This window comes from Variovorax sp. N23 (genome assembly GCF_025486315.1).
Lineage (GTDB): Bacteria > Pseudomonadota > Gammaproteobacteria > Burkholderiales > Burkholderiaceae_C > Variovorax.
Window position 1 is genome coordinate 312,612 of sequence record NZ_JAOOPY010000006.1, and the last position, 22,903, is coordinate 335,514.

Annotated in this window: 23 protein-coding genes and 1 tRNA gene; 15 read left to right on the forward strand and 9 right to left on the reverse strand. The window is 68.0% G+C overall.

What is annotated here, in order from left to right; genetic code table 11:
- The first annotated feature begins 23 nt into the window (after positions 1-23).
- Positions 24-434 carry a group II truncated hemoglobin gene (locus N8A90_RS12230; RefSeq protein WP_262075149.1) on the forward strand — a complete coding sequence of 137 codons (411 nt, stop codon included), beginning with the start codon at positions 24-26 and terminating at the stop codon, positions 432-434.
- Between the two features lie 263 nt (positions 435-697).
- Positions 698-1,069: a helicase SNF2 gene (locus tag N8A90_RS12235; RefSeq protein WP_262075150.1), complete on the forward strand. Its 372-nt coding sequence runs from the start codon at positions 698-700 to the stop codon at positions 1,067-1,069.
- Positions 1,070-1,153: 84 nt separating this feature from the next.
- Here N8A90_RS12235 and N8A90_RS12240 read toward each other — a convergent pair whose 3' ends face one another.
- Positions 1,154-1,813 carry a Smr/MutS family protein gene (locus tag N8A90_RS12240; protein ID WP_262075151.1) on the reverse strand — a complete coding sequence of 220 codons (660 nt, stop codon included), beginning with the start codon at positions 1,811-1,813 and terminating at the stop codon, positions 1,154-1,156.
- A 113-nt stretch (positions 1,814-1,926) separates the two neighbouring features.
- Positions 1,927-2,604, reverse strand: coding sequence for a RadC family protein (radC, locus tag N8A90_RS12245; RefSeq protein WP_262075152.1), 678 nt, complete (start codon positions 2,602-2,604; stop codon positions 1,927-1,929).
- Positions 2,605-2,680: 76 nt separating this feature from the next.
- Between radC and N8A90_RS12250 the strand changes: the two genes are divergently transcribed.
- The 5 genes from N8A90_RS12250 (at position 2,681) to N8A90_RS12270 (ending at position 6,596) form a co-directional block, all read left to right on the forward strand.
- Positions 2,681-3,139 (forward strand): peptidylprolyl isomerase, encoded by a 459-nt coding sequence (locus tag N8A90_RS12250; protein ID WP_262075153.1) that lies wholly within the window; start codon positions 2,681-2,683, stop codon positions 3,137-3,139.
- Positions 3,140-3,147: 8 nt separating this feature from the next.
- Complete coding sequence (gene ispH, locus N8A90_RS12255) at positions 3,148-4,107, forward strand: 4-hydroxy-3-methylbut-2-enyl diphosphate reductase (RefSeq protein WP_262075154.1); 960 nt, start codon at positions 3,148-3,150, stop codon at positions 4,105-4,107.
- Complete coding sequence (locus tag N8A90_RS12260; protein ID WP_410087670.1) at positions 4,104-5,078, forward strand: threonine/serine dehydratase; 975 nt, start codon at positions 4,104-4,106, stop codon at positions 5,076-5,078. Before ispH ends, N8A90_RS12260 begins: the two co-directional genes overlap by 4 nt.
- 39 nt (positions 5,079-5,117) lie before the next feature.
- A complete protein-coding gene (serS, locus tag N8A90_RS12265) occupies positions 5,118-6,449 on the forward strand; it encodes a serine--tRNA ligase (protein WP_262075155.1) in 1,332 nt (443 codons plus the stop codon).
- A 59-nt stretch (positions 6,450-6,508) separates the two neighbouring features.
- Positions 6,509-6,596, forward strand: a tRNA-Ser gene (locus tag N8A90_RS12270).
- A gap of 478 nt (positions 6,597-7,074) precedes the next feature.
- On the opposite strand, the gene N8A90_RS25405 is transcribed toward N8A90_RS12270, so the two are convergent.
- The gene (locus N8A90_RS25405) at positions 7,075-7,548 is read right to left on the reverse strand and encodes an RcnB family protein (protein ID WP_316044017.1); all 474 of its coding nucleotides are present in this window, start codon (positions 7,546-7,548) and stop codon (positions 7,075-7,077) included.
- On the opposite strand from N8A90_RS25405, the gene N8A90_RS12280 reads away from it, so the two are divergent.
- On the forward strand, positions 7,547-7,876 hold the full coding sequence (locus N8A90_RS12280) for a hypothetical protein (RefSeq protein ID WP_262075156.1): 330 nt from the start codon (positions 7,547-7,549) through the stop codon (positions 7,874-7,876). The genes N8A90_RS25405 and N8A90_RS12280 overlap by 2 nt on opposite strands.
- Before the next feature lie 323 nt (positions 7,877-8,199).
- Positions 8,200-9,636 carry a sensor histidine kinase gene (locus N8A90_RS12285; RefSeq protein ID WP_262075157.1) on the forward strand — a complete coding sequence of 479 codons (1,437 nt, stop codon included), beginning with the start codon at positions 8,200-8,202 and terminating at the stop codon, positions 9,634-9,636.
- A 163-nt stretch (positions 9,637-9,799) separates the two neighbouring features.
- On the opposite strand, the gene N8A90_RS12290 is transcribed toward N8A90_RS12285, so the two are convergent.
- From N8A90_RS12290 to N8A90_RS12315, 6 genes are all read right to left on the reverse strand, one after another.
- Positions 9,800-10,414 carry a LuxR C-terminal-related transcriptional regulator gene (locus N8A90_RS12290; RefSeq protein WP_262075158.1) on the reverse strand — a complete coding sequence of 205 codons (615 nt, stop codon included), beginning with the start codon at positions 10,412-10,414 and terminating at the stop codon, positions 9,800-9,802.
- Between the two features lie 59 nt (positions 10,415-10,473).
- Positions 10,474-11,784 (reverse strand): tryptophan--tRNA ligase, encoded by a 1,311-nt coding sequence (locus N8A90_RS12295; RefSeq protein ID WP_262075159.1) that lies wholly within the window; start codon positions 11,782-11,784, stop codon positions 10,474-10,476.
- A 95-nt stretch (positions 11,785-11,879) separates the two neighbouring features.
- Complete coding sequence (locus tag N8A90_RS12300) at positions 11,880-12,515, reverse strand: L-threonylcarbamoyladenylate synthase (protein WP_262075160.1); 636 nt, start codon at positions 12,513-12,515, stop codon at positions 11,880-11,882.
- Between the two features lie 4 nt (positions 12,516-12,519).
- Complete coding sequence (locus N8A90_RS12305) at positions 12,520-13,440, reverse strand: DMT family transporter (RefSeq protein ID WP_262075161.1); 921 nt, start codon at positions 13,438-13,440, stop codon at positions 12,520-12,522.
- On the reverse strand, positions 13,437-14,291 hold the full coding sequence (locus tag N8A90_RS12310; RefSeq protein ID WP_262075162.1) for a 3',5'-nucleoside bisphosphate phosphatase: 855 nt from the start codon (positions 14,289-14,291) through the stop codon (positions 13,437-13,439). The genes N8A90_RS12305 and N8A90_RS12310 overlap by 4 nt, the downstream gene beginning before the upstream one ends.
- A 61-nt stretch (positions 14,292-14,352) precedes the next feature.
- Positions 14,353-15,363 carry a transporter gene (locus tag N8A90_RS12315; RefSeq protein ID WP_262075163.1) on the reverse strand — a complete coding sequence of 337 codons (1,011 nt, stop codon included), beginning with the start codon at positions 15,361-15,363 and terminating at the stop codon, positions 14,353-14,355.
- 150 nt (positions 15,364-15,513) lie between these two features.
- Here N8A90_RS12315 and ppk2 point away from each other — a divergent pair, with 150 nt between their 5' ends.
- From ppk2 to urtD, 6 genes are all read left to right on the forward strand, one after another.
- Positions 15,514-16,431, forward strand: a complete 918-nt coding sequence (gene ppk2 / locus N8A90_RS12320; protein ID WP_262075164.1) for a polyphosphate kinase 2 — start codon at positions 15,514-15,516, stop codon at positions 16,429-16,431.
- A gap of 40 nt (positions 16,432-16,471) precedes the next feature.
- Entirely contained in the window at positions 16,472-17,509 is a 1,038-nt protein-coding gene (locus N8A90_RS12325) for an alpha/beta hydrolase family esterase (protein ID WP_262075165.1), read from the forward strand.
- 148 nt (positions 17,510-17,657) lie between these two features.
- A complete protein-coding gene (gene urtA, locus N8A90_RS12330; protein WP_262075166.1) occupies positions 17,658-18,926 on the forward strand; it encodes an urea ABC transporter substrate-binding protein in 1,269 nt (422 codons plus the stop codon).
- A gap of 130 nt (positions 18,927-19,056) precedes the next feature.
- Complete coding sequence (urtB, locus tag N8A90_RS12335; protein ID WP_262075188.1) at positions 19,057-20,637, forward strand: urea ABC transporter permease subunit UrtB; 1,581 nt, start codon at positions 19,057-19,059, stop codon at positions 20,635-20,637.
- Complete coding sequence (gene urtC, locus N8A90_RS12340; RefSeq protein ID WP_262075167.1) at positions 20,634-21,848, forward strand: urea ABC transporter permease subunit UrtC; 1,215 nt, start codon at positions 20,634-20,636, stop codon at positions 21,846-21,848. The genes urtB and urtC overlap by 4 nt, the downstream gene beginning before the upstream one ends.
- A complete protein-coding gene (gene urtD / locus N8A90_RS12345) occupies positions 21,845-22,723 on the forward strand; it encodes an urea ABC transporter ATP-binding protein UrtD (RefSeq protein ID WP_262075168.1) in 879 nt (292 codons plus the stop codon). The genes urtC and urtD overlap by 4 nt, the downstream gene beginning before the upstream one ends.
- Positions 22,724-22,903: the final 180 nt, after the last annotated feature.

Consider the following 22,903-nt stretch of genomic DNA (forward strand, 5'->3'; position numbering starts at 1 on the left):
CGCGCTGCACCGACAATCGACCCATGCAGATTCAAGACAAGCCGCCCGTCGATAGCCCGTTCGAGTGGATCGGTGGCGAGCCCGCCGTGCAGGCGCTGGTCGACCGCTTCTACGACCTGATGGACCTGGAGCCGGCCTACGCGCGCCTGCGCGCGGTGCACGGCAACACGCTCGACAACGCGCGCCAGCGCCTCTTCTGGTTCCTCTGCGGCTGGCTCGGTGGCCCGCAGCACTACACCGACCGCTTCGGCCACCCGATGCTGCGCGCGCGCCATCTGCCGCAAAGCATCGGCGGCCACACCATCGGCCTCGCCGAGCGCGACCAGTGGCTGGCCTGCATGGACCAGGCGATGGGCGAGACCGGGGTCGACGAGGCGCTGCGTGCGCGCCTGCGCGACTCGTTCTTCAAGACGGCCGACTGGATGCGGCACTGACTCTCCGCCGACGGGGCAGTACGAATGCCGATTGCAGCACCCTGTAGGAAAAAGGCCTGCGATTGTTTCAATTTCGTGAATAGCGCGGTTCATTTTGGCAAGGGTTTCCACCTAGATCCCGGCGCACAATTCATCCAACAGAGCAGCACACACAACAAGTTGAAGACGCTGTTCTGGGTGAGCTTGGCACCGAGCGGTGGCCGCCTGATGGCGGTGCCCCCGATACCGGTTCGAAAATCATCCAACCTACTGAAAGAAACGAAATGAAGACCTCGAAGATCATCGCCGCCGCAACCCTGTCGCTCCTCGCCGCTGTCGGCGCCCAGGCGGAAACCTATGACGGCGTGCTGACCGTGAACTCGGTTGCCAGCCGCGCCGACGTGGATGCCCAGGCCCGCGCCACGGCCCGTGCCGGCGACGTGTTTGCCGACGCTGCGTTCTCCGGCGTGACCCCCGCGCTGACGGCCAGCGCCGACCGCGCCACGGTGCGCAACCAGGCCGTGCAGACCGCGCGCCAAGGCAACATCTACGGCGAAGTCGCTTCGGCCGGCGTGCTGTCGGTCGGCGGCAGCCAGGTCGACCGCGCCGCGGTTCGTGCCGATGCACGCAACGCGACGCGCACCAACGCGCTGTAATCGCCGCGCCGGCTTGCCGGCATCGTGAAAAAGCCCGCTACCGGAAGGTGGCGGGCTTTTTCTCTGGGCGCCTGCTTCCGAGGCTCAGCGCTTGCCAGGCGCCAGCAGCACCACCAGCGCCCCCGCCCCGCCTTCGGCCGGCTTGGCCTGCACGAAGGCCAGCACCTCGTTCTTCTGGATCAGCCAGCGCTGCGTCTTGGTCTTGAGCACCGGCTGCTTGCCGGGCGACCCCAGGCCCTTGCCGTGCACCACGCGCACGCAGCGCACGCCTTGTTTGTGCGCAGTGCGGATGAAGGCACCCAGCGCCTCGCGCGCCTCGTCGCTGCGCAGGCCGTGCAGGTCGACCTGCTGCTGAATCGTCCATTCGCCCGCGCGCAGCTTGCGCGTCACGTCGGTGCCGATGCCGGGGCGGCGAAAGCTCATGGCGTCGTCGACGTCGAGCAGGGTGGTCACGTCGAACTCGTCGGACAGCGATTCGCGCAGCACGCGCTGCTCGTCCAGCTGATGCTGCACGGGGATCGGCGCCGGTGGCTCCGGCGCCAGCGGCACGGCGGCGCTGCGTTTGCTGAGCGGTTGTGTGGCGCCGATGGCCCGGGCGAAGAGGTTCTGCTCGGCCTGTCGCTTCTTTTCGGCCGCGGCGCGCTGGGCCGCAGCCTCTGCTTCACGGGCGCGCGTTTCGGCGAGCGTGCGCTGCACCTGCTGCAGGTCGGCGAGGCTCTTGAGGGGTAGGGAGGAGCGGGGCATGGCGTGGGATCTCGCGGCAGGCCGGCCGTTGCAAAGGCCGGGTCCAGGCGCACAGGTTAACGCGTCGCCGCGGCGGTGGACCCGCCTCGGGGGCTTTTCGAGTCTCAAGCGTCTCAAACGAGGCCGCGCTCCGCCATGGACAGCGTCTGGCCGCGCGCCACGACGATGTGGTCGAGCACCCGCACGTCGATGAGCGCGAGCGCGGCTTTCAACGTCTGCGTGAGCGCCTCGTCGGCGCGCGAGGGCTCGACGCCGCCGCTCGGGTGGTTGTGGGCGAGGATCACGGCCGCGGCGTGGTGGTGCAGGGCGCGCACCACGACTTCGCGCGGGTACACGCTGGTCTGGCTGAGCGTGCCGCGGAACAGCTCCTCCATCGCGATGAGCCGGTGCTGCGCATCGAGAAAAAGCGCCGCGAAGACCTCATGCGGCCGCGACGCGATGTGCAACTGCAGGTAGTGGCTCACCGCGGCCGGCGAATCGAACACGGTGCGTTCCCGCAGCCGCTCGGCCATCGCACGGCGTGCCAGCTCCAGCACGGCGGTGAGTTCGGCCCGTTTGGCCGGCCCGCCGAGGCCCTTGACCTGGCGCAGGTCGTCGACGCCGGTCTGCAGCAGGCCGGCGATGCCGCCGAAGGTGTCGAGCAGCTCCTGCGCCAGCTGCAGCACGTTCTTGCCGACCATGCCGGTGCGCAGCAGCAGGGCGAGCAGTTCGGCGTCGCCCAATGCGCCGGCCCCGCGGGCGAGCAGCTTCTCGCGCGGTCTCGCTTCCGCCGGCAGATCCTTGAAAGACATCGCGCCGCAGGGGCTTGTGCCCCACTCCCTAAAATGACGGATTCAGTGTACCGGGGCCTTCGCGGCCGATCCCACCTTGTCCTCGCCCACCACCCAAGCCGTCGTCACCGCTGGCTCTTTTCTCACGCTGCACTACCGGCTGGCCGGGCCTGCGGGCGACATCATCAACACCTTCGCCGACAAGCCGGCCACGCTGTCGCTGGGCACCGGCGAGCTGTCGCCGGCCGTCGAGCAGCGGCTGATGGGCCTGGAAGAGGGCGCGCACACCACCTTCGACCTGCCCGCCGGCGAGGCCTTCGGCGACCGCAACCCCGAGATGCAGCAGTGGGTCGCGCGCAGCCTGCTCGCCAAGATGGGCGACCCCGACGAGCGCTACGCCGTCGGCGACGTGGTGGAGTTCCCCACGCCCGACGGCATGGGCAGCTATGCCGGCGCCGTGATCGCGTCGAGCGACACCGCGGTGCAGTTCGACTTCAACCACCCGCTGGCCGGCCAGCCCGTCACCTTCGAAGTGCGGCTGATCGGCGTGCTGTGACCGGTCCGATGGAAAAGGAAATCCTGCTCGCCGAGCCGCGCGGCTTCTGTGCGGGCGTGGACCGCGCCATCGAGATCGTCGAGCGCGCCATCGCCAAGTTCGGCGCGCCGATCTACGTGCGCCACGAGATCGTGCACAACACCTACGTGGTGAACGAGCTCAAGGCCAAGGGCGCCATCTTCATCGAGGACCTGGCCGACGTGCCGCCGGGCTCGACGCTCGTGTTCAGCGCCCACGGCGTGAGCAAGGCGGTCGAGGCCGAGGCGCAGGCAGGTGGCTTCGACGTGTTCGACGCCACCTGCCCGCTGGTGACCAAGGTGCACGTCGAGGTCGCCAAGCTCGCGAAAGAGGGCTACGAGTTCATCATGATCGGCCACAAGGGCCACCCCGAGGTCGAGGGCACGATGGGCCAGCTGTCGAGCGGCATCCACCTGGTGGAAGACGTGGCGGACGTGGCCATCGTGCAGCCGGGCCAGACCGACAAGCTCGCCGTCGTAACGCAGACCACGCTGTCGGTCGACGACGCCGCCGAGATCGCTGCCGCCGTGCGCGCGCGCTTCCCGAAGGTGCGCGAACCGAAACACCAGGACATCTGCTACGCCACGCAGAACCGCCAGGACGCGGTGAAGATCATGAGCCCGCAGGTCGACATCCTGATCGTGGTCGGCAGCCCCACCAGTTCCAACAGCAACCGCCTGCGCGAACTCGCGCAGCGCCTGGGCACCGAAAGCTACATGGTCGATTCGGCCGATGAATTGAAGCCCGCGTGGTTCGAGGGCAAGACCCGCGTCGGCCTCACCGCGGGCGCCTCGGCGCCCGAGGTGCTGGTGCGCGAGGTCATCGATCGCGTGAAGGCGCTCGGCGCGGTGTCGGTCCGCAAGATGGACGGCATCGAAGAGACGCTGAAATTCCCGCTGCCCAAGGGCCTGAAGCTCGATCACATGCCCGCACCCGGACACATCTCTTGAACCTGAACGACATCGACTGGCGCGCCGACATCGAGCGCGCCGCCCAACGCCTGGCCGCGCACCGCGGCGCCTACCTGCGCGAGACGCCCCTGTGGAAGCTCTCGCCCGACGCCTTCGGGCTGCCGACCGAACTCGCCGCTTCCGGCGTCGAGGTCTGGCTCAAGCTCGAGCACCTGCAGATCGCCGGCAGCTTCAAGGCGCGCGGCATGATGAACCGACTGCTGGCCAACGACATCCCCGCCGCCGGTGTGGTGGTTGCTTCCGGTGGCAACGCCGGCATCGCCACGGCCGCCGCGGCGCGCGCGCTGGGGGTGCGCTGCGAGGTCTTCTTGCCCGGCGTGTCGCCCGAGGCCAAGCGGGCGCGGCTGCGCGCGCTGGGCGCCGAGGTCACGGTGGTCGGCGAGGCCTATGCCGATGCGCTCGCCGCCTGCCTCGCGCGCCAGCGCGAAAGCGGCGCACTGCTGACGCACGCCTACGACCAGCCCGAGGTGGTGGCCGGTGCCGGCACGCTCGGCCGCGAGATCGAGGCGCAGGGCGGCCTGCCCGATTCGGTGCTGGTCAGCGTCGGCGGTGGCGGCCTCATCGGCGGCCTGGCGGCCTGGTTCGGTACGCGCAGCCGCGTGGTGGCGCTCGAGCCCGAGCGTGCGCCGACGCTGTTCCGCGCCCGCGAAGCCGGCGCGCCGGTGGATGTCGAGGTCGGCGGCGTGGCCGCGGATTCGCTCGGCGCCAAGCGCATCGGCGAGCACGCCTGGGCCATCACGCAGCGCGAGGTGCGCGACGCGCTGCTGCTGTCCGACGACGCGATCCGCGCGGCGCAAGTGTGGCTCTGGAAAGAAATGAAGCTGGCCGTCGAGCCGGCGGCGGCGCTGCCGCTGGCGGCGCTGCAGACGGGGGCCTACGTGCCGCGCGCGGGCGAGAAGGTCTGCCTGATCGTCTGCGGCGCGAACGTCGACCCGGCCACGCTGGCCTGAGTACAGGGTGGGTTCGCGGCGCCCACCTAAAATCGCCCGATGCTCGATATCACCATGCTGCGCAAGGACCTGGCTTCGGCCGTGGCCCGCCTCGAAACGCGCAAGAAGAACCAGCCCTACCTCAACGTCCACGCCTTCACGGCGCTGGAGGCCGAGCGCAAGACGCTGCAGGTCCGCACCGAGGAACTGCAGGCCCGCCGCAACACGCTCAACAAGCAGATCGGGCCGCTGAAGGCCAAGGGCGAACCCATCGATGCGCTGATGACCGAGGTCAACGCGCTCAAGGCCGAGCAGGAATCGCAGTCCGCGCGGCTCGAGGCGATCCAGCCCGAATTGCAGGCCTTGCTGCTGGCCGTGCCCAACCTGCCGCACGAGAGCGTGCCGGTGGGCGAGGACGAGAGCGGCAACGTCGAAGTGCGCCGCTGGAGCCCGCAGGGTGGTGCCGGCACCGACGCCGCGCCGCTGGCCTTCGCGCCCAAGGACCATGTCGACCTCGGCCTGCCGCTGGGCCTGGACTTCGAGATGGGCGCCAAGCTCGCCGGCTCGCGCTTCAGCGTGATGAAGGGCCCGATCGCCCGGCTGCACCGCGCGCTGGCGCAGTTCATGATCGACCTGCAGACCGAGCGCCACGGCTACACCGAGTGCTATGTGCCCTACATCGTCAACGCCGACTCGATGCGCGGCACCGGTCAACTGCCGAAGTTCGAGGGCGACCTGTTCGCCGCGAAGAAGGGCGGCCAGGACGGCGAGCCGGTGCTGGACAACCAGGCGCTCTATTTGATTCCGACCAGCGAGGTGCCGCTGACCAACTTCGTGCGCGACGAGGTCGTGGCCGAGTCGCAACTGCCGATGAAGCTCACCGCGCATTCGCCGTGCTTCCGCTCCGAAGCCGGCAGCGCCGGCCGCGACACCCGCGGCATGATCCGCCAGCACCAGTTCGACAAGGTCGAGATGGTGCAGATCACGCACCCCGAGAAGAGCTACGAAGCACTCGAAGCCATGACCACGCACGCCGAGGCCGTGCTGCAGGCGCTGGAGCTGCCGTACCGTGTGGTGCTGCTGTGCACCGGCGACATGGGCTTCGGCTCGAGCAAGACCTATGACCTGGAGGTCTGGCTGCCCGCGCAGGACACCTACCGCGAGATCAGTTCCGTGTCGAACTGCGAGGCCTTCCAGGCGCGCCGGCTGCAGGCGCGCTTCAAGAACGCGCAGGGCAAGAACGAGCTGGTGCACACGCTCAACGGCTCCGGCCTGGCCGTGGGCCGCGCCCTCGTCGCCGTGCTGGAGAACCACCAGAACGAAGACGGTTCCGTGCGTGTCCCCGTCGCGCTGCGCCCCTACCTCGGCGGCCTCGACACGTTGCGCGCCTGAGACGCTTCGCGCGCGGGCTGCCGGATTCTGCTGCTAGAATCGAAGGCTCGACAGACACCGGAGAGGTGGCAGAGTGGTCGAATGTACCTGACTCGAAATCAGGCGTACGGAAACGTACCGAGGGTTCGAATCCCTCCCTCTCCTCCAGAGATCGGTCCGACAGCATGTCAGGACACCTCAGGAAACAGCAAAAAGCCCCGCCAGCCGGGGCTTTTTCACGTCCGTTGGTCCAAGTTGGGCCTTTGACATCCCATGCGCATCGGGGGCAATCTGCTCCCAAAACTGCCGCTTCACTTCACCTCTCGATGCGCAAACGGTCGGGGGAACCATCTCGGGCGCCGATCGACACCCGCTTGCATCAGGACGCCTTCTTATGATCCGGCAGAGGGACTCCGCTGGCAGTCATCTGGGCGAGAACGCCCGCAGGGATGGGCCGGCAGCCACAGTGTTTGGCGTGTGCCAAATGCCACTCGATGCGTTGCGCGAGTGAGGCTGGCTTCGGCATGGGATGCGTATCGTGCCAAACGCGATTCATGAGCCGATCGTAGCGTTCTCGCCGTGTTTGGCATTCACTCGACGTTGGAGCCCGTGACGCGCCGTGTGGACGGAGACCGGTCGAAGCCGTTCAACGGCGCCCAAAGCCGGGACCCGGGCCTGGGCCCCCATGACCAAACATTGCCGCAAGGAAGGCCGCGGCGATGATGCCCGTGGCGACGGTTGCCAGCACATATTGCCCATCGACGTAACTCCAGCGATAGCCCGGGGGCGGCTCATAAAGGCCCCGCGACTGCCAGTCGGTGACGACATAGGCCTCACCCCGATAGCCAGGGGGCAGCGGTTGCCCGGGCGCCAACGTGACAGTGGCAGCGGGGGGCGCGACGACGCACCCACTCATGGACGTGGCTGCAAAGACGGCCAAGACCGATGCAGCGGTGAGCCTTCTGGCGATGAATCGCATGTTGAGATGTCCTCGTGCGTGGAAGAGGTGCGAAGGGTAGAGATGAACTTTGGGGAAATCTGGGAGCGGTGGATTTCCTCTCTTCTGCGGAAACGGGTGGTCACCTAGATTTCTCCGATTTCTGCTTTCAGCATCGCCCATGATGTCTGCACTGCCTCGAAAGAAGATCCGCCTCCGTTGGCTCGTGCCGTACCTCGGGGAACTGCTGGGGCACGTCGATCAGGATGGTTTGGCCTGGGAGAGCGATACCCCGGAGATGCGGGCGGAATTGGCCGCCCTTGCTGCGCTTGGCAACGAGAGATTCGGTGCAGGGACGCACTGGGTTGAGCCCGAGCCCAATGAGTGGCCGGAGCAGGGGCGCACCATCCAGGCTGAATGTCTATGGCGCGCCAGGGCCTCGGCTCAAGAGCGACTTTTCATCGAGCACCTCGAGACGGTGGAGCAGCGCATGAAGGAGGCGCAGGTGTGACGGCGAGTCTCTCCGAACGCTTGCTGCCCCACCCGGCAGGCGCCCCCGGCTGCGCGCCGCCTTGATCGGGCGAGGGGGGCAGGGCAAGACTCCCTCCCCTCCAGGAGAGCCTCGTGCAGGGGCTATTTTTTTGTCCGGGCGAAACACGAAGTCCGGGGGTGAAGCGCACCCGTCGACGCCGACGGACGCGGCCACCGGCCGGCGGGTTGGGTCGGCACAACACTCGGGTCGGCGGATGCGACGCTGCCCCTAGAATCGCGGCCAAGCCAACGCCCTTCGGAGGGCCGTTCCAACAAGGGGTCAGTTGACACAGGTTTTGAGCCATGAAGGGTAATTCGTCGTTCGTGGGTCTCGGCAACTCGTCGTTTGCGAGTTTGACGCCGGCCCCCGCGACGGCGGACGAAGCCGAGCCGTGGGTGCGCGGGGAATTGATCCGCAGCCTGATGCGTGCGGCACGCGGCTCCTACCTGCTCGCCGCGGCGCTGATGCCGGCCATGATCGGCCTGAGCTGGGGCCATGTGCCGCGCTGGCAGTTGTTCGTCTGGCTTGCGATCGGCATTGCGGCCACCGGCTGCCGCGTCTGGGGCGAACGCCTCTACGTGCGCGACTACGCCGACAAGGATTCGGCCTCGCAGCAGGAATTCGTCGACCGCTACCGCTTCCTGTGGGGCACCAGCGCCTTCGCCTGGGGCCTGTCGATCCTGATCTTTTTCGAGCGCACGCCGCTGGTCAACCAGTTCATGAGCTGGCTCATCGTGGCCGGTGTCGCCACCTTCCCGCTCAACGGCCTGGCGCTCTATCCGCCGCTGCTGCGCCGCTACGTCAACGTGCTCTTCATCACCATGATGGCGGCCGTGGCCTTCCGCGTGGTCGAGCTCAACTTCCAGCGGCCGCACTTCCACTACGGCTTCCTGATGCTGCCGGTGTTGCACTGGTGGCTGCTGCTGCGGGCCGGCCGCCGCATCCACGAGACGGCGCGCAACAGCTTCGAGCTGCTGTTCCACAACCACATCCTGATCAATTCCCTGACCCAGCAGCGCCAGGCCGCCGTATCGGCCGTCGCCATGAAGAACCGCTTCCTGGCGAGCGCGGCGCACGACATGCGCCAGCCGGTGCTGGCGCTGTCGCTCTACGCCGACTGGCTGCGCAACGAACCGGAGCTGGTCCAGGAGATCGCGCCGAAGATCGTCCGTGCCACGCATGCGGTGAACGCGCTGTTCGATTCGCTCTTCGACCTGGCGCGCATCGATTCGGGGCAGGTCCGGCTGCACATCGAGCGGGTCGACGTGGCCCAGCTGCTGCACGACCTGGAGCTGCAATACCGGCCGGTGGCCGAGGCCAAGGGGCTGCGCTTCCGGGTGCACATCAGCCGCGGCACCGTGCTGACCGACCCGATCCGGGTGCGCCGCATGATCGGCAACCTGCTGGCCAACGCCATCAAGTACACGGTGGAGGGCGGCATCCTGCTCGCGTCGCGGCAGACCAAGGACGGGCTGCGCGTGGAGGTGTGGGACACCGGTATCGGCATCGCCCGCGAACACCTGCGCGACGTGTTCCTGGAGTTCTACAAGGTGGCCGACCATGCCGGCACGTCGGATGGCTTCGGCCTGGGCCTGGCGATCGTGGCGCGCCTGTCGCACGCACTGGGCCATCCGGTGAGCGTGCGCTCGCGCCTGGGGCGTGGCAGCGTGTTCCGCGTGGCGCTCAACGACGCCGACGAGTCGCAGGCGCAGACCCGCATCTCGGGCGCGGTGGGCTGAGAACGCGTGAATGAACCTGCTGCGCACCCCGATCTCGCATCTGCGGTCCTCACCGCACGCGAGTGCGGCTCCGGTCCGGGGCGCAAGCTCGGGGCGCTCGCGACGGTTCCTTCACACGTTCTGACTGCGCTGCCCGGGCGGCGCAAGCCCGGTTAGACGCAGATCACATCGACCCTGAAGACGACAGCAGGCCGTGATTGCGCGCGTGGTGCAGGGCCTGCGTGCGGCTCTTGACGCCCAGCCGGCGGAACAGGCGCCACAGGTGGACCTTGACGGTGTGCTCGCTGATCTCCAGTTCGGTCGCGATGTCGCGGTTGCTCATGCCCTTGTCGAGCATGGCGATGAGCTGGGTCTGGCGCTTCGAGAGCTTGCCGCTGTTGGCGGCGGCGGCCACCGGCTCCTCGGCATCGGCGTCGGCCATGAGCAGCCCGCGCAGCACGGCGGTGAGTTCGGCCGAGCTGGCCGACTTCTCGATGTAGGTATCGGCACCGGCCTCGATGCAGGCCTCTTCCATGTCGGCCGCCGGCGAGGCCGAGTACACGGCGATCGGCACGTCCGGATAGATCTGCTTGACCGCGATCACGCCGGAGCAGCCGGTCGTGTCGGGCAGCTTCAGGTCGAGGCAGAACAGATCGGGCATCCCATGCTGCTTGACGGCGCTGGCCAGCTTGTCCAGCCGCTCCAGTTCGACAATGTTCTCTGCGGGGCGAAGGCGCCGCAGCACCATCACGATGGCGTCGCGCATCAGGGGGTGATCGTCGATGACGTAAATGCTCATGGTCTGCTTTCTGAGTGAACGCTCGGCCGACAGATGCCGGCCATGGTTGATTCTGTTCCTTAACCGCCGCTGGTGGCCGCCAGCGCCTCCAGGGCCTCGGCCGCGGCACGCATCTTGTCATTGTCGGCCGGTTCGAACTGCTCGGCGAGTGCCGACAGTGCGGCGCCGCCTTCCTGCTGGAGGCGGCCGATGGCGCGGCCGGCATCCTGCGGCGATGCGAAAGCGAGGCTCTGCAGGAGCAGGTCGCCGTGGGCGTCGAGCAGCTTGAAATAGAACTGGCCGTCGCTTTCGCGGTACTGCTTGAAGCTCGGTCGGGCCACTTTCGCGGCCTTGCGGTGGGTCGCGGCGGCGGGTGCCTCGAGCCTGCGCAGCCCGACGGCGTGGCGCAGCCGGGCGATGAAGGGCTGCGACAGCGCGCGCGCCTTCTCGGCGCCGGCCAGCAGGATGCGCTCGATCTGCGCCGGGTCGTTGATCAGCGCGTCGTAGTGCGCACGCATCGGGCCGACCTCGCGGTCGATGCGCTCGAACACCAGCTGCTTGGCGTCTCCCCAGGCGATGCCGTCGGCGTAGGCCTGGCGCAGCGCGGCGGTTTCATCGGCGTCGGCGAAGGCCTGGTAGATCTGGAACAGGGCGGAGCCTTCGGTGTCCTTCGGCTGGCCGGGTGCGCGCGAGTCGGTCACGATGGCGCCGATGAGCTTCTGCAGCTGCGCACGCGGCGTGAAGAGCGGGATCGTGTTGTCGTAGCTCTTGCTCATCTTGCGGCCGTCGAGGCCGGGCAGCGTGGCCACCGCGTCGTCGATCTCGGCCTCGGGCAAGGTGAAGTGCTCGCCGTACAGGTGGTTGAAGCGCTGCGCCATGTCGCGCGCCATCTCGATGTGCTGCACCTGGTCGCGGCCCACCGGCACCTTGTGCGCGTTGAACATCAGGATGTCCGCGCCCATCAGCACCGGGTACATGAAGAGGCCGGCACTCACGTCGGCGTCTGGGTCCTCGCCCTTGGCGACGTTCTTGTCGACCGAGGCCTTGTAGGCGTGCGCACGGTTGAGGATGCCCTTGCCAGTGACGCAGGTCAGGAACCAAGTGAGTTCGGGGATCTCGGGGATGTCCGACTGGCGGTAGAACGTGACGCGCTCCGGGTCGAGCCCGCAGGCCAGCCAGGTGGCCGCGATCTCCAGCGTCGAACGCTGGATGCGCAGCGGGTCGTCGACCTTGATGAGGGCGTGGTAGTCGGCCAGGAAATAGAAGCTCTGCACATCGGCTCGGCGGCTGAAACGCACCGAGTGGCGCACCGAACCCACGTAGTTGCCCAGGTGCGGCGTGCCGCTGGTCGTGATGCCGGTGAGAAAGCGGGTGGGAGAGGGCGGAGTCATGGCGAACAGGGGGCGGGCAAGAGGCGATCGAAGGCGGGGCCGGCCGCGAAGAAAATAGGGCACATTGTGTCAGACGGTTCCTGTCGGCCGCAGCGTCAGAGACCGAGCCGCGACACCGGGCCGCGCCCGAGCCGCACCACCACCGGCTCGCCGCCCTCGCCGACGGGGGTGAGGTCGACCACGGTGGTCGGCTCCGAGGCGCAGGCGCCAGCGTCGATCACGGCGGCGATCAGCTTCTCGAAGCGCTCCCGGATCTCCTGCGCGTCGTTGAGCGGGGCGGTCTCGCCCGGCGGGATCAGCGTGGTCGCCAGGAGCGGCGCGCCATGCAGGGCCAGCAGCTCGGACAGCACCTTGTGGTCGGGCACGCGCAAGCCGATGGTCTTGCGCTGCGGGTGGCTCACCCGGCGCGGCACTTCCTTGGTGGCTTCCAGCAGGAAGGTGTAGGGCCCGGGCGTCGCCGCCTTGAGCAGCCGGTACTGCCTGTTGTCGACCTTGGCGTAGTTGGCCAGCTCGCTCAGGTCGCGGCACAGCAGCGTCAGGTGGTGCTTGTCGTCGACCTGGCGGATGCGGCGCAGCCGGTCGACCGCGTCCTTGTCGTCGAGGTGACAGGCCAGCGCGTAGCTCGAATCGGTCGGCACGGCGACGATTTCGCCGCGCTCGAGCAGCACCACGGCCTGCTTCAGCAGGCGCTGCTGGGGGTTCTCGGGATGAACTTCGAAGTATTGAGCCATGGGGTTAGCCTTCCGCAGGTTCGATGGGGACGCGGCGCTCGCGCACCGTCAGCCAGGCGCCGGCCGCGCCGCAGGCGGCGATCATGCCCATGCCCACCAGCGAGACGACGTCGGGCACGTGCGAGAACACGAGCCAGCCGCCGAGCATGGCGAAGGCGATCTGGGCGTAGAGGTAGGGCGTGAGCGTCGAGGCCGGCGCCCGCTGGAAGGCGAGGATGAGCATGAAGTGGCCCACGGTGCCCATCAGGCCCATGAGGCACAGCAGCGCCCACCACTGCCACGACGGCAGGCTCTGCCACACGAAAGGCAGCGCCACCGACGCCAGCAGGGTGCCGGCCCAGCCCGTGTAGAAGTGCATGGTGAGCGGGTTCTCGGTCTGCGCCAGCTTGCTGGTCAGCACCTGGAACCAGGCGTTCGTCACCACCAGGCCGAAGGGCAGCAGCATCGCCCAGCTGAAGGCGGTGCCCCCGGGGCGGAGGATCACCAGCGTGCCGGCGAAGCCGCCCGCCACCAGCGCCCAGCGCAGCGGCGACACCTGCTCCTTGAGCACGGTGGCCGCCAGCAGGGTCACGGCCAGGGGTGCGATCAGCACGATCGACGTGAACTCGGCCAGCGGCATGTAGCGCAGGCTGAAGAAGGCCAGGATGCTGGTGACCAGCAGCAGCGCCCCGCGCAACAGGTGGTAGCGCGGATGCGCGGTGCGCAGCAGGGCGACGCCGTGGCGCGGCAGCAGCACGAGCGACGTGGCCACGGCCTGGAAGGCGTAGCGGAACCACACGCCCATCAGAATCGGCACCGTGGTCACGGAAACCTTGGTGGCGGTGTCGAGCGTCGCGAAGCAGGCGACCGAGAGCAGCACCAGCCCGATGCCGGCGAGGATGCGTTCCGATTCGCGGTCGCGCGCGCCTGCTTGCTTGGCGCTCACTGGATGCGGTCTTCGAGCAGTTCCCAGACCGGTGTCAGGGTGCCCGGGAGCCAGGGCAGCTTGCCCAGGTCGACGTGGCTCTCGTCGGGGCTGTGGAAATCGCTGCCGCGCGACGCGGCGAAGCCGTATTCCAGGGCCTTCTCGGTGTACTCGACGTATTCGGCGGGGCTGTGGCTGCCGGTCACGACCTCGATCGCGCGGCCGCCGTGCGCCTGGAATTCGATGAAGAGCGCATGCTCCTCGTTGGCGGTGAAGTTGTAGCGCCCCGGGTGCGCCACCACGGCGATGCCGCCGCCCGCCGTGATCCAGTGCACCGCGTCCTTCAGCGTGGCCCAGCGGTGCGGCACGTAGCCCGGCTTGCCTTCGGTGAGGTACTTGCGGAACACCTCCGAGGTGTCGCGGCAGACGCCGCTCTCGACCAGGAAGCGCGCGAAGTGGGTGCGCGAGATCAGTTCCGGATTGCCGACGAAGGTGAGGGCGCCTTCGTAAGCGCCGGGGATGCCTACCCGCGCCAGGCCCGCCGACATCTCCTGTGCGCGCTCGCCGCGGCCACCACGGGTGGCCTGCAGGCCGGCGCGCATGCGGGCGTCGTCCGGGTCGAAGCCCAGGCCGACGATGTGCACGGTCTCGCCGGCGAAGGTCACGGAGATCTCGCAGCCGGTGAGATAGCGCATGCCCTGGGCCTTGGCCGCCGCCATGGCGCGGTGCTGGCCGCCGACCTCGTCGTGGTCGGTGAGCGCCCACAACTCGACGCCGTTGGCCGCGGCGCGTTCGGCCAGCGCCTCGGGCGTGAGCGTGCCGTCGGACACCACGGAGTGGCAGTGCAGGTCGGCATTGAGGATGGAAGGCACGCGCCGATTTTAAGTGCTCGCCTCGTTGGGCGCCGGGCGCTCCGGCGACAACCCTGCGGGACTATCGGTCCCTGCGGCGCCGCGCCACCCAGGCCGCGATGGCGGTGAAGCCGCCCACGATGGCCACCACGATCCAGAAGCCGTGCCTGTCCTCGGCCAGCGGGATGCCGCCGACGTTCATGCCGAACAGGCCGGCCAGGATGTTGATGGGCAGGGCCAGGACGGTCACCACCGTCAGCACGAACAGGCTGCGGTTGTTGTCCTCGTTCACGCTGGCCGCGATCTCTTCCTGCAGCAGCTTGATGCGCTCCTGCAGGCCCTGCATGTCGCGCAGGACGACCGAGAACTCCTCGCTGGCGCCGCGCAGTTCCTGCACGTCGTCCTCGGCCATCCAGGCGGGTGGATGCTGCAACAGGCGGAACAGCGCCGCCGGTTCGGGCGCCAGCAGCCGCTGCAGACGCACCAGCAGCCGGCGCAGCACGCCCAGCCGCGCGCGCTTGCGGTCGAGCCGGCCGCTCAGCAGCTCGTCCTCGACGTGATCGACGCGGGTGGTCACGCCGCGCACGATCTCCACCAGCCCGTCGGCCTGGGTGCGCATCAGCTGCTCGAGCAGCGCGACGCTCGAACGCGGCGATTCGCCGTACCGCACCGCGGTGCGTAGCGCGTCGACGCTGCGCAGGGGCTGCGTGCGCGCGGTGACCACCAGCCGGGGGCCGACGCTGATCCACAGCGTGGCGATGTCCGAGGGCTCGAAGCCGAAGTCGAAGTGCACGTCGTTCACCACGGCGATGAGCGCGTCCTCGTCGCGCTCGATGCGGGTGGAATGCGAGCCGTCCTTGAGCGTCTCGTAGAAGGCGTCGGACAGCTGCGCGTGGCGCTGCAGCCAGCGCTCGGCCTGCGCATGGCTCAGATTGAAATGCAGCCAGAGAAAGCCGTCGGGCGCGCTGGGGTCGGCCAGCCAGTGGGCCGCCGCGTCCAGGTCGACCGGGCGCGCCGCACCGGTCTCGACGGGGTCGAACAGGTAGCCGCAGATCAGGCCCGCATCATCCTGAGCGGGGGCAGGCGTGGTCATGGTAGGCAAGCGAAAAGCGTCTGTCGTACAGGGAGGAGCGGCCGATGCTTGCTCAGGCGCATGACAGCCGTGTGTCAACGTCACGGTCTTGTCATGCCGCCGTCATCCGGCCGCGGCAGCATCGCCACCACCTTTTCGAGCCCCATCACCATGACGCTGCCGAACGCCCAACCCGACCACGACGAACTGATGCGGCGCATTGCGCGCGACCTGGTCGACAGCTACGACGAAGAACTCGAACTGGAGATCGAGGACCGCAACGTCGACGAGGACGGCGCGCCGGTCGGCGTCGACAAGGCCGCCCGTGCCGCCTATTTCCGCGAGCTGTTCCGCCTGCAGGGCGAACTCGTGAAGCTGCAGGACTGGGTGCAGCACAGCAAGCAGAAGGTCGTGATCCTGTTCGAGGGCCGCGACGCGGCGGGCAAGGGCGGCGTCATCAAGCGCATCACCCAGCGGCTGAACCCGCGCGTGGCCCGCGTGGCCGCGCTGCCCGCGCCCAACGACCGCGAACGCACGCAGTGGTACTTCCAGCGCTATGCCGCCCACCTGCCCGCAGCCGGCGAGATCGTGCTGTTCGACCGCAGCTGGTACAACCGCGCCGGCGTCGAGCGGGTGATGGGCTTCTGCTCCGATGAAGAGTACGAGGAGTTCTTCCGCAGCGTGCCCGAGTTCGAGAAGATGCTGGTGCGCTCGGGCATCAAGCTCATCAAGTACTGGTTCTCCATCACCGACGACGAGCAGCACCTGCGCTTCCTCGGCCGCATCCACGACCCGCTCAAGCAGTGGAAGCTCAGCCCCATGGACCTCGAAAGCCGCCGCCGCTGGGAGGAATACACCAAGGCGAAGGAAACCATGCTCGAGCGCACCCACATCCCCGAGGCGCCCTGGTGGGTGGTGCAGGCGGTCGACAAGAAGAAGGCGCGCCTGAACTGCATCGCCCACCTGCTCGACCAGTTGCCCTATCACGAGGTGGCGCACGCGCCGGTCGACCTGCCGGCGCGCGTGCGCAACCCCGACTACCTGCGCCTGCCGGTCCCCGCGAGCATGTACGTGCCCGAGCGCTACTGACCATCGTCCTGCGCGGCGCGGAAGCTGCTACCGTGCGGGCATGGTTCGCCGTTCCACCACCTCCGCGCTGACGCGTGCCTATGCGCGCAACCTGCGGGCGCTCACCAAGGTCACCTTCGGGGCCGGCAAGCGCGCCGCGGCGCAATGGCAGCAGGCTGCCGTCCAGCAGAACAAGCCCCCGCCCGGGCCGGGCGACTGGCTCTCCGGCATGGCGGTCGGCCCGGCCGGGGCGCGCCGCTATCACCTCTATCGGCCACCGGGGCTGACGCTCGCGCCCGGCGAAAAGCTGCCGCTGCTGGTGATGCTGCACGGTTGCGGCCAGACCGGCCGCGACCTCGCCGCCAGCAGCCGCATGAACCGCCTGGCCACGCGCGAGCGCTTCCTCGTGCTCTACCCCGAGCAGGACCGCATGGTGAACCCGCACGGCTGCTGGAACTGGTACGACACGCGCAGCGGCAAGGCCCGCGCCGAGGCCGCCACGCTGATGGCCGCGGTCGACCAGGTCTGCCTGTTCCATCCGGTGGACCGCGACCGCATCGCCGTCGCCGGGCTCTCGGCCGGCGCCAGCATGGCAGTGCTGATGGCCACGCACTACCCCGGTCGCTTCAAGGCCGTGGCGATGCACTCGGGCGTGGCGCCGGGGGCCGCGCAATCGCCGGCCACGGCGCTCGGCGCGATGCGCGGCAAGCGCACGCCGGTGGTGTCGGTGACGGCCGTCGGCAAGGCGCTCGGCGCGGCCGCGGTGGGCGCGAGCCTTCCGCCCTTGCTGGTGCTGCATGGCGATGCCGACAGTGTCGTCACGCTGGGCAATGCGAGCGACACCGCCGCCGTGTGGGCCACCGCCACCGGCGCCCGGCCCGGTGTGCTGCGCACGATGCAGCGCGGCAAGCGGCATCCGATGCGCGTGCTCGACTTCACACGCGACGGCCGCACGTTGGTGCGCCTGTGCGAGATCTGCGGGCTCGGCCACGCATGGAGCGGCGGCACTGCGCGGCAGGCCTTCAGCGACCCGGCCGGGCCGGACGCGTCAAAGCTGGTGTGGGCGTTCGTGGCTAAGCAGTTCGCCCCGGCACGCTGAGTCGGACGCCGCGTTGCCGGCGTGTCGGCCCGTACGCCACCCGGCGTATTTGTGACTTCCTCCCTGCCGAAGAGACTTCGCTCCATCGCTGCGCATCACCCCGATGACCGCAACGGTTCAAGTCAATCACACAGGAGCAGGAGTCACCATGCAACGTCGTTTCACCCTCAAGGCGCTCAGCGCCGCCGCCCTGCTGGCCAGCATTTCCGCTGCACCCGCATTCGCCGCCGACACCATCAAGGTCGGCGTGCTGCACTCACTGTCGGGCACGATGGCGATCTCTGAAACGGTGTTGAAAGACACCGTGCTGATGGCCATCGAGGACATCAACAAGAAGGGCGGCGTGCTGGGCAAGCAGCTCGAACCCGTGATCGTCGACCCGGCCTCCAACTGGCCGCTGTTCGCCGAGAAGACCAAGCAGCTGCTAGGCCAGGACAAGGTCTCGGTCATCTTCGGCTGCTGGACCTCGGTGTCGCGCAAGTCGGTGCTGCCGGTGGTCGAGGAAATGAACGGCCTGCTGTTCTACCCGGTGCAGTACGAAGGCGAAGAGCTGTCGAAGAACGTGTTCTACACGGGCGCGGCCCCCAACCAGCAGGCCATCCCGGCCGTCGACTACCTGATGAGCAAGGAAGGCGGCGGCGCCAAGCGCTGGGTGCTGCTGGGCACCGACTACGTGTACCCGCGCACCACCAACAAGATCCTGCGCGCCTACTTGAAGAGCAAGGGCGTGAAGGACACCGACATCGACGAGAAGTACACGCCGTTCGGCCACAGCGACTATCAGACCATCGTCGCCGACGTCAAGAAGTTCTCGGCCGGTGGCAAGACGGCGGTGGTGTCGACCATCAACGGCGACTCCAACGTGCCTTTCTACAAGGAATTGGGCAACGCCGGCCTGAAGGCCAAGGACGTGCCGGTCGTCGCCTTCTCGGTCGGCGAAGAAGAACTGCGCGGCGTGGACACCAAGCCGCTGGTGGGTCACCTGGCCGCATGGAACTACTTCATGTCGATCAAGAACCCGACCAACACCGCCTTCATCAAGCAGTGGAGCGACTACGCCAAGGCCAAGAAGATCCCGGGCCACATGGACAAGCCGCTGACCAACGACCCGATGGAAGCCACCTGGATCGGCATCCACATGTGGAAGCAGGCCGTCGAGAAGGCCAAGTCGACCGACACCGACAAGGTGATCGCCGCCATGGCCGGCCAGACCTTCAACGCACCGTCGGGCATCGTCTCGAAGATGGACGAGAAGAACCACCATCTGCACAAGAGCGTGTTCATCGGCGAGATCAAGGCCGACGGCCAGTTCAACGTGGTGTGGAAGACGCCGGGCCCGGTCAAGGCCAAGCCGTGGAGCCCGTACATCGAAGGCAACGACAAGAAGCCGGATCAGCCTGCCGGCAAGTCGATGTAACTTGGCTCGCCCCCAGGATGCGGCGCACTTCGTGTCGCCTCCTCCCACCCCCTACCGGGGGCAACACCTGCGGCCCGGCGAAGCCGGTTCCGCGGTGTTCCCACATCAGAGAGACGCCGTGCGAATACCCATGCGCTTCATCCATTCCTGCGCGGCGGCGTTCGCGCTTCTTGCGGCCCTGTCCGCCCACGCACTGACGGCCGACGAGGCCAGGGCGATCGCCTCGGGCGACACCGAGGCGCGCATTGCCGCGCTCGACAAGGCGGTGCTCACCGCCGACGAGAAGACCGCGGCCTTCATCCAGGCGATGGCCGACGACGCGGTCAAGTACACCGCCGACAAGGTGTTCGTCATCAAGGACGACAAGGGTTACGACCCGGTCACCGGCGCCGAAGCCAAGGTGCCCGACGACGCCGAGGACGTCGTCAACAACAACCTGATGCGCGGCGCCTTCGACGCCGCGCAGGCCGTGCTGCAGCTGACCAGCCCCGACGAGAAGGTCCGCGCCGAGGCGGCACAGGCCCTGCTGAAGGAGCCGAGCGAATCGCGCCTGCCGGCCGTCGAGCGCGCGCTGGCGGCGGAGACGAACCCCGCGATCAAGGCCCAGCTCGAACTGGTGCGCGCCGCCTCCATGATCAACAGCGTCGACCCGGCGCGCCGCATCGCCGCGGCGCAAGCGCTGGCCGAGCGCAAGAGCCCCGACACCAAGCTGCTGCTCAACCAGCGGCTGGCCGATGAGGCGGACGCGAAGGTGAGGCGCGCCATCGCGGCCTCCATCGCCAGCATCGATGGCGCGCTGGTCTGGGGCGACCGCATCAACGCGATCTTCAGCGGCATCAGCCTGGGTTCGGTGCTGCTGCTGGCCGCGCTGGGCCTGGCCATCACCTACGGGCTGATGGGTGTGATCAACATGGCGCACGGCGAACTGATGATGATCGGCGCCTACGCGACCTACGTGATGCAGGGCATCTTCCAGCGCTACGTCCCGGAATCGATGTTCGGCCTGTACCTGGTCGCGGCCATCCCGGTGGCGTTCCTGGCCTCGGCGCTGGTCGGCGCGGTGCTGGAGCGCGGCGTGATCCGCTTCCTGTACGGCCGGCCGCTCGAGACACTGCTGGCCACCTGGGGCATCAGCCTGATGCTGCAGCAGATGGTGCGCTCGCTCTTCGGCGCGCAGAACGTCGGCGTGGAGAACCCCGGCTGGATGAGCGGCGGCTTCACCATGCTGAGCAACGTGACGCTGCCGTGGAACCGCATCGGCATCATCATCTTCGCAGGGCTGGTGCTGCTGGCGATGGGCTGGCTCATCGGCAAGACACGGCTCGGCCTGTTCGTGCGCGGCGTGACGCAGAACCGCCCGATCGCCTCGTGCATGGGCGTGAACACGGCCCGCATCGACACCTACGCCTTCGCGCTGGGCTCAGGCATCGCCGGCCTCGCGGGTTGCGCGCTGAGCCAGATCGGCAACGTCGGCCCCGACCTCGGCCAGAGCTACATCGTCGACTCGTTCATGGTGGTGGTGATGGGCGGCGTCGGCCAGCTCGCCGGCACGGTGTACGCGGCCATGGGCCTGGGCATCCTGAACAAGTTCATCGAAGGCTGGGCCGGTGCGGTGCTCGCGAAGATCGCGGTGCTGGTCTTCATCATCATCTTCATCCAGAAGCGGCCGCAGGGCATCTTTGCCATGAAGGGTCGGAGCGCAGAGGCATGAGCAAAGTCGTACTACCTTCCAAGGGCCCGCTGCTGAGCGGCAAGGGCTGGACCGTGTTCTTCATCGCACTGATCATCGTGTGCGCCGTGGCGCCCATGCTCAACCTGCTGGTGCCCCGCGACAGCACCTTCTACATGAGCGACTACGCGGTGGCGCTGGTCGGCAAGATCATGTGCTACGCCATCTGCGCGCTGGCCATGGACCTGATCTGGGGCTACACCGGCATCCTGTCGCTCGGCCACGGCATGTTCTTCGCACTGGGCGGCTACATGATGGGCATGTACCTCATGCGCCAGATCGGCCGCGACGGCAACTACAAGAGCGACCTGCCGGACTTCATGGTGTTCCTCGACTGGAAGACGCTGCCCTGGCACTGGACCTTCAGCGACAGCTTCGTGATGACGCTGATCCTGATCGTCGCGGTGCCGGGCCTGATCGCCTTCGTGTTCGGCTTCTTCGCCTTCCGCTCGCGCATCAAGGGCGTCTACTTCTCGATCATCACGCAGGCCATGACCTTCGCGGCGATGCTGCTGTTCTTCCGCAACGAGACCGGCTTCGGCGGCAACAATGGCTTCACCGACTTCAAGCGCATCCTGGGCATTCCGATCGCGACGCAGGAGATGCGCATGACGCTGTTCGCGCTCACCGGCGCCACGCTGCTGGGCTTCTTCCTGTTCAGCAAGTGGCTCATCGGCAGCAAGTTCGGCCGGGTGCTGCAGGCCATCCGCGACGCGGAGACGCGCGTGATGTTCTCGGGCTACAACCCGCTGCCGTACAAGCTCACGATCTGGGTCATCTCCGCCATCATGTGCGGCGTGGCCGGCGCGCTGTACGTGCCGCAGGTCGGCATCATCAACCCGGGCGAGATGAGCGCGGCCAACTCGATCGAGATCGCCGTGTGGGCCGCGGTCGGCGGGCGCGCGACGCTCATCGGCCCGATCATCGGCGCCTTCATCGTCAACGGTGCGAAGAGCTGGCTGACGGTGGCCTACCCCGAGTACTGGCTGTACTTCCTGGGCGCGCTGTTCATCGCCGTCACGCTGTTCCTGCCGAACGGCATCGTCGGGCTGGTGCGCAAGTGGCGGGCGAAGGACAGGCGCACATTGAGCGATGGCCGCCTGGAGGCCCAGCGCGCGCTGGCCGCCTCCGAAGGCGTGGAACCGAGCGCCTTGCCGTCGATCGCCGTCGAGCCGAAAGGAGCCCGCGCATGACGCCCGACCTGATGGAAGCCGGCGCCGAGCGCGCGGCGCGTGCCCACGGCCTGCCATACCCCGGCGGCAGCACTGAATCCGGTGGCCGTTCTGCCGACTTCGGCCGGCACGCGACGCCCGGCGAAGTCGACGTCACGCACGGCCGCATCCTCTACCTCGAGGACGTGTGCGTGAGCTTCGACGGCTTCAAGGCGATCAACAGGCTGAGCCTGGACATCGCGCCCGGCGAGCTGCGCTGCATCATCGGCCCGAACGGCGCGGGCAAGACCACGATGATGGACATCATCACCGGCAAGACGCGGCCCGACTCGGGCACTGTCTTCTTCGGCAGCACCATCGACCTGCTGCGCCACAAGGAAGCCGAAATCGCCCAGCTGGGCATCGGCCGCAAGTTCCAGAAGCCGACGGTGTTCGAGCAGCTCACGGTGTTCGAGAACCTCGAACTCGCGCTGAAGACGGACAAGGGTGTGAAGCGCTCGATGCTGTTCAGGCTCGACTCGGCGCAGAGCGACCGGCTGGCCGAGATCATCGAAACCATCCACCTGGCCGACAGCGTGTCGCGCATGGCGGGCAACCTGAGCCACGGCCAGAAGCAGTGGCTGGAGATCGGCATGCTGCTGATGCAGGACCCGAAGCTGCTGCTGCTCGACGAGCCTGTGGCCGGTATGACCGACGAGGAAACCGCGCGCACGGCCGAGCTGTTCCTCACGCTCAAGGGCAAGCACTCGCTGATGGTGGTGGAGCATGACATGAGCTTCATCCGCACGATCTCGGAAATCGTGACGGTGCTGTGCGACGGGTCGGTGCTGGCGCAAGGCACGTTGGATGAAGTGCAGGCGGATGAGCGGGTGATCGAGGTTTATCTTGGGCGCTGAGGTTCGTTTGTTGCCGGTTTCCGATGCGCGTGGGGCGTCGGCGGGCGGTAGGGCTGTGGGCGGCAGACGACTGCGGTCCTTCGGACTTCGCTGCTGCTCCTCGCGAAAGGCGGGGTCCGCGCAAACTCGTTTCGCTCAAACATGCGCGGCCCTGATCCGCCTTTCGCTGCGGTGCTCGCC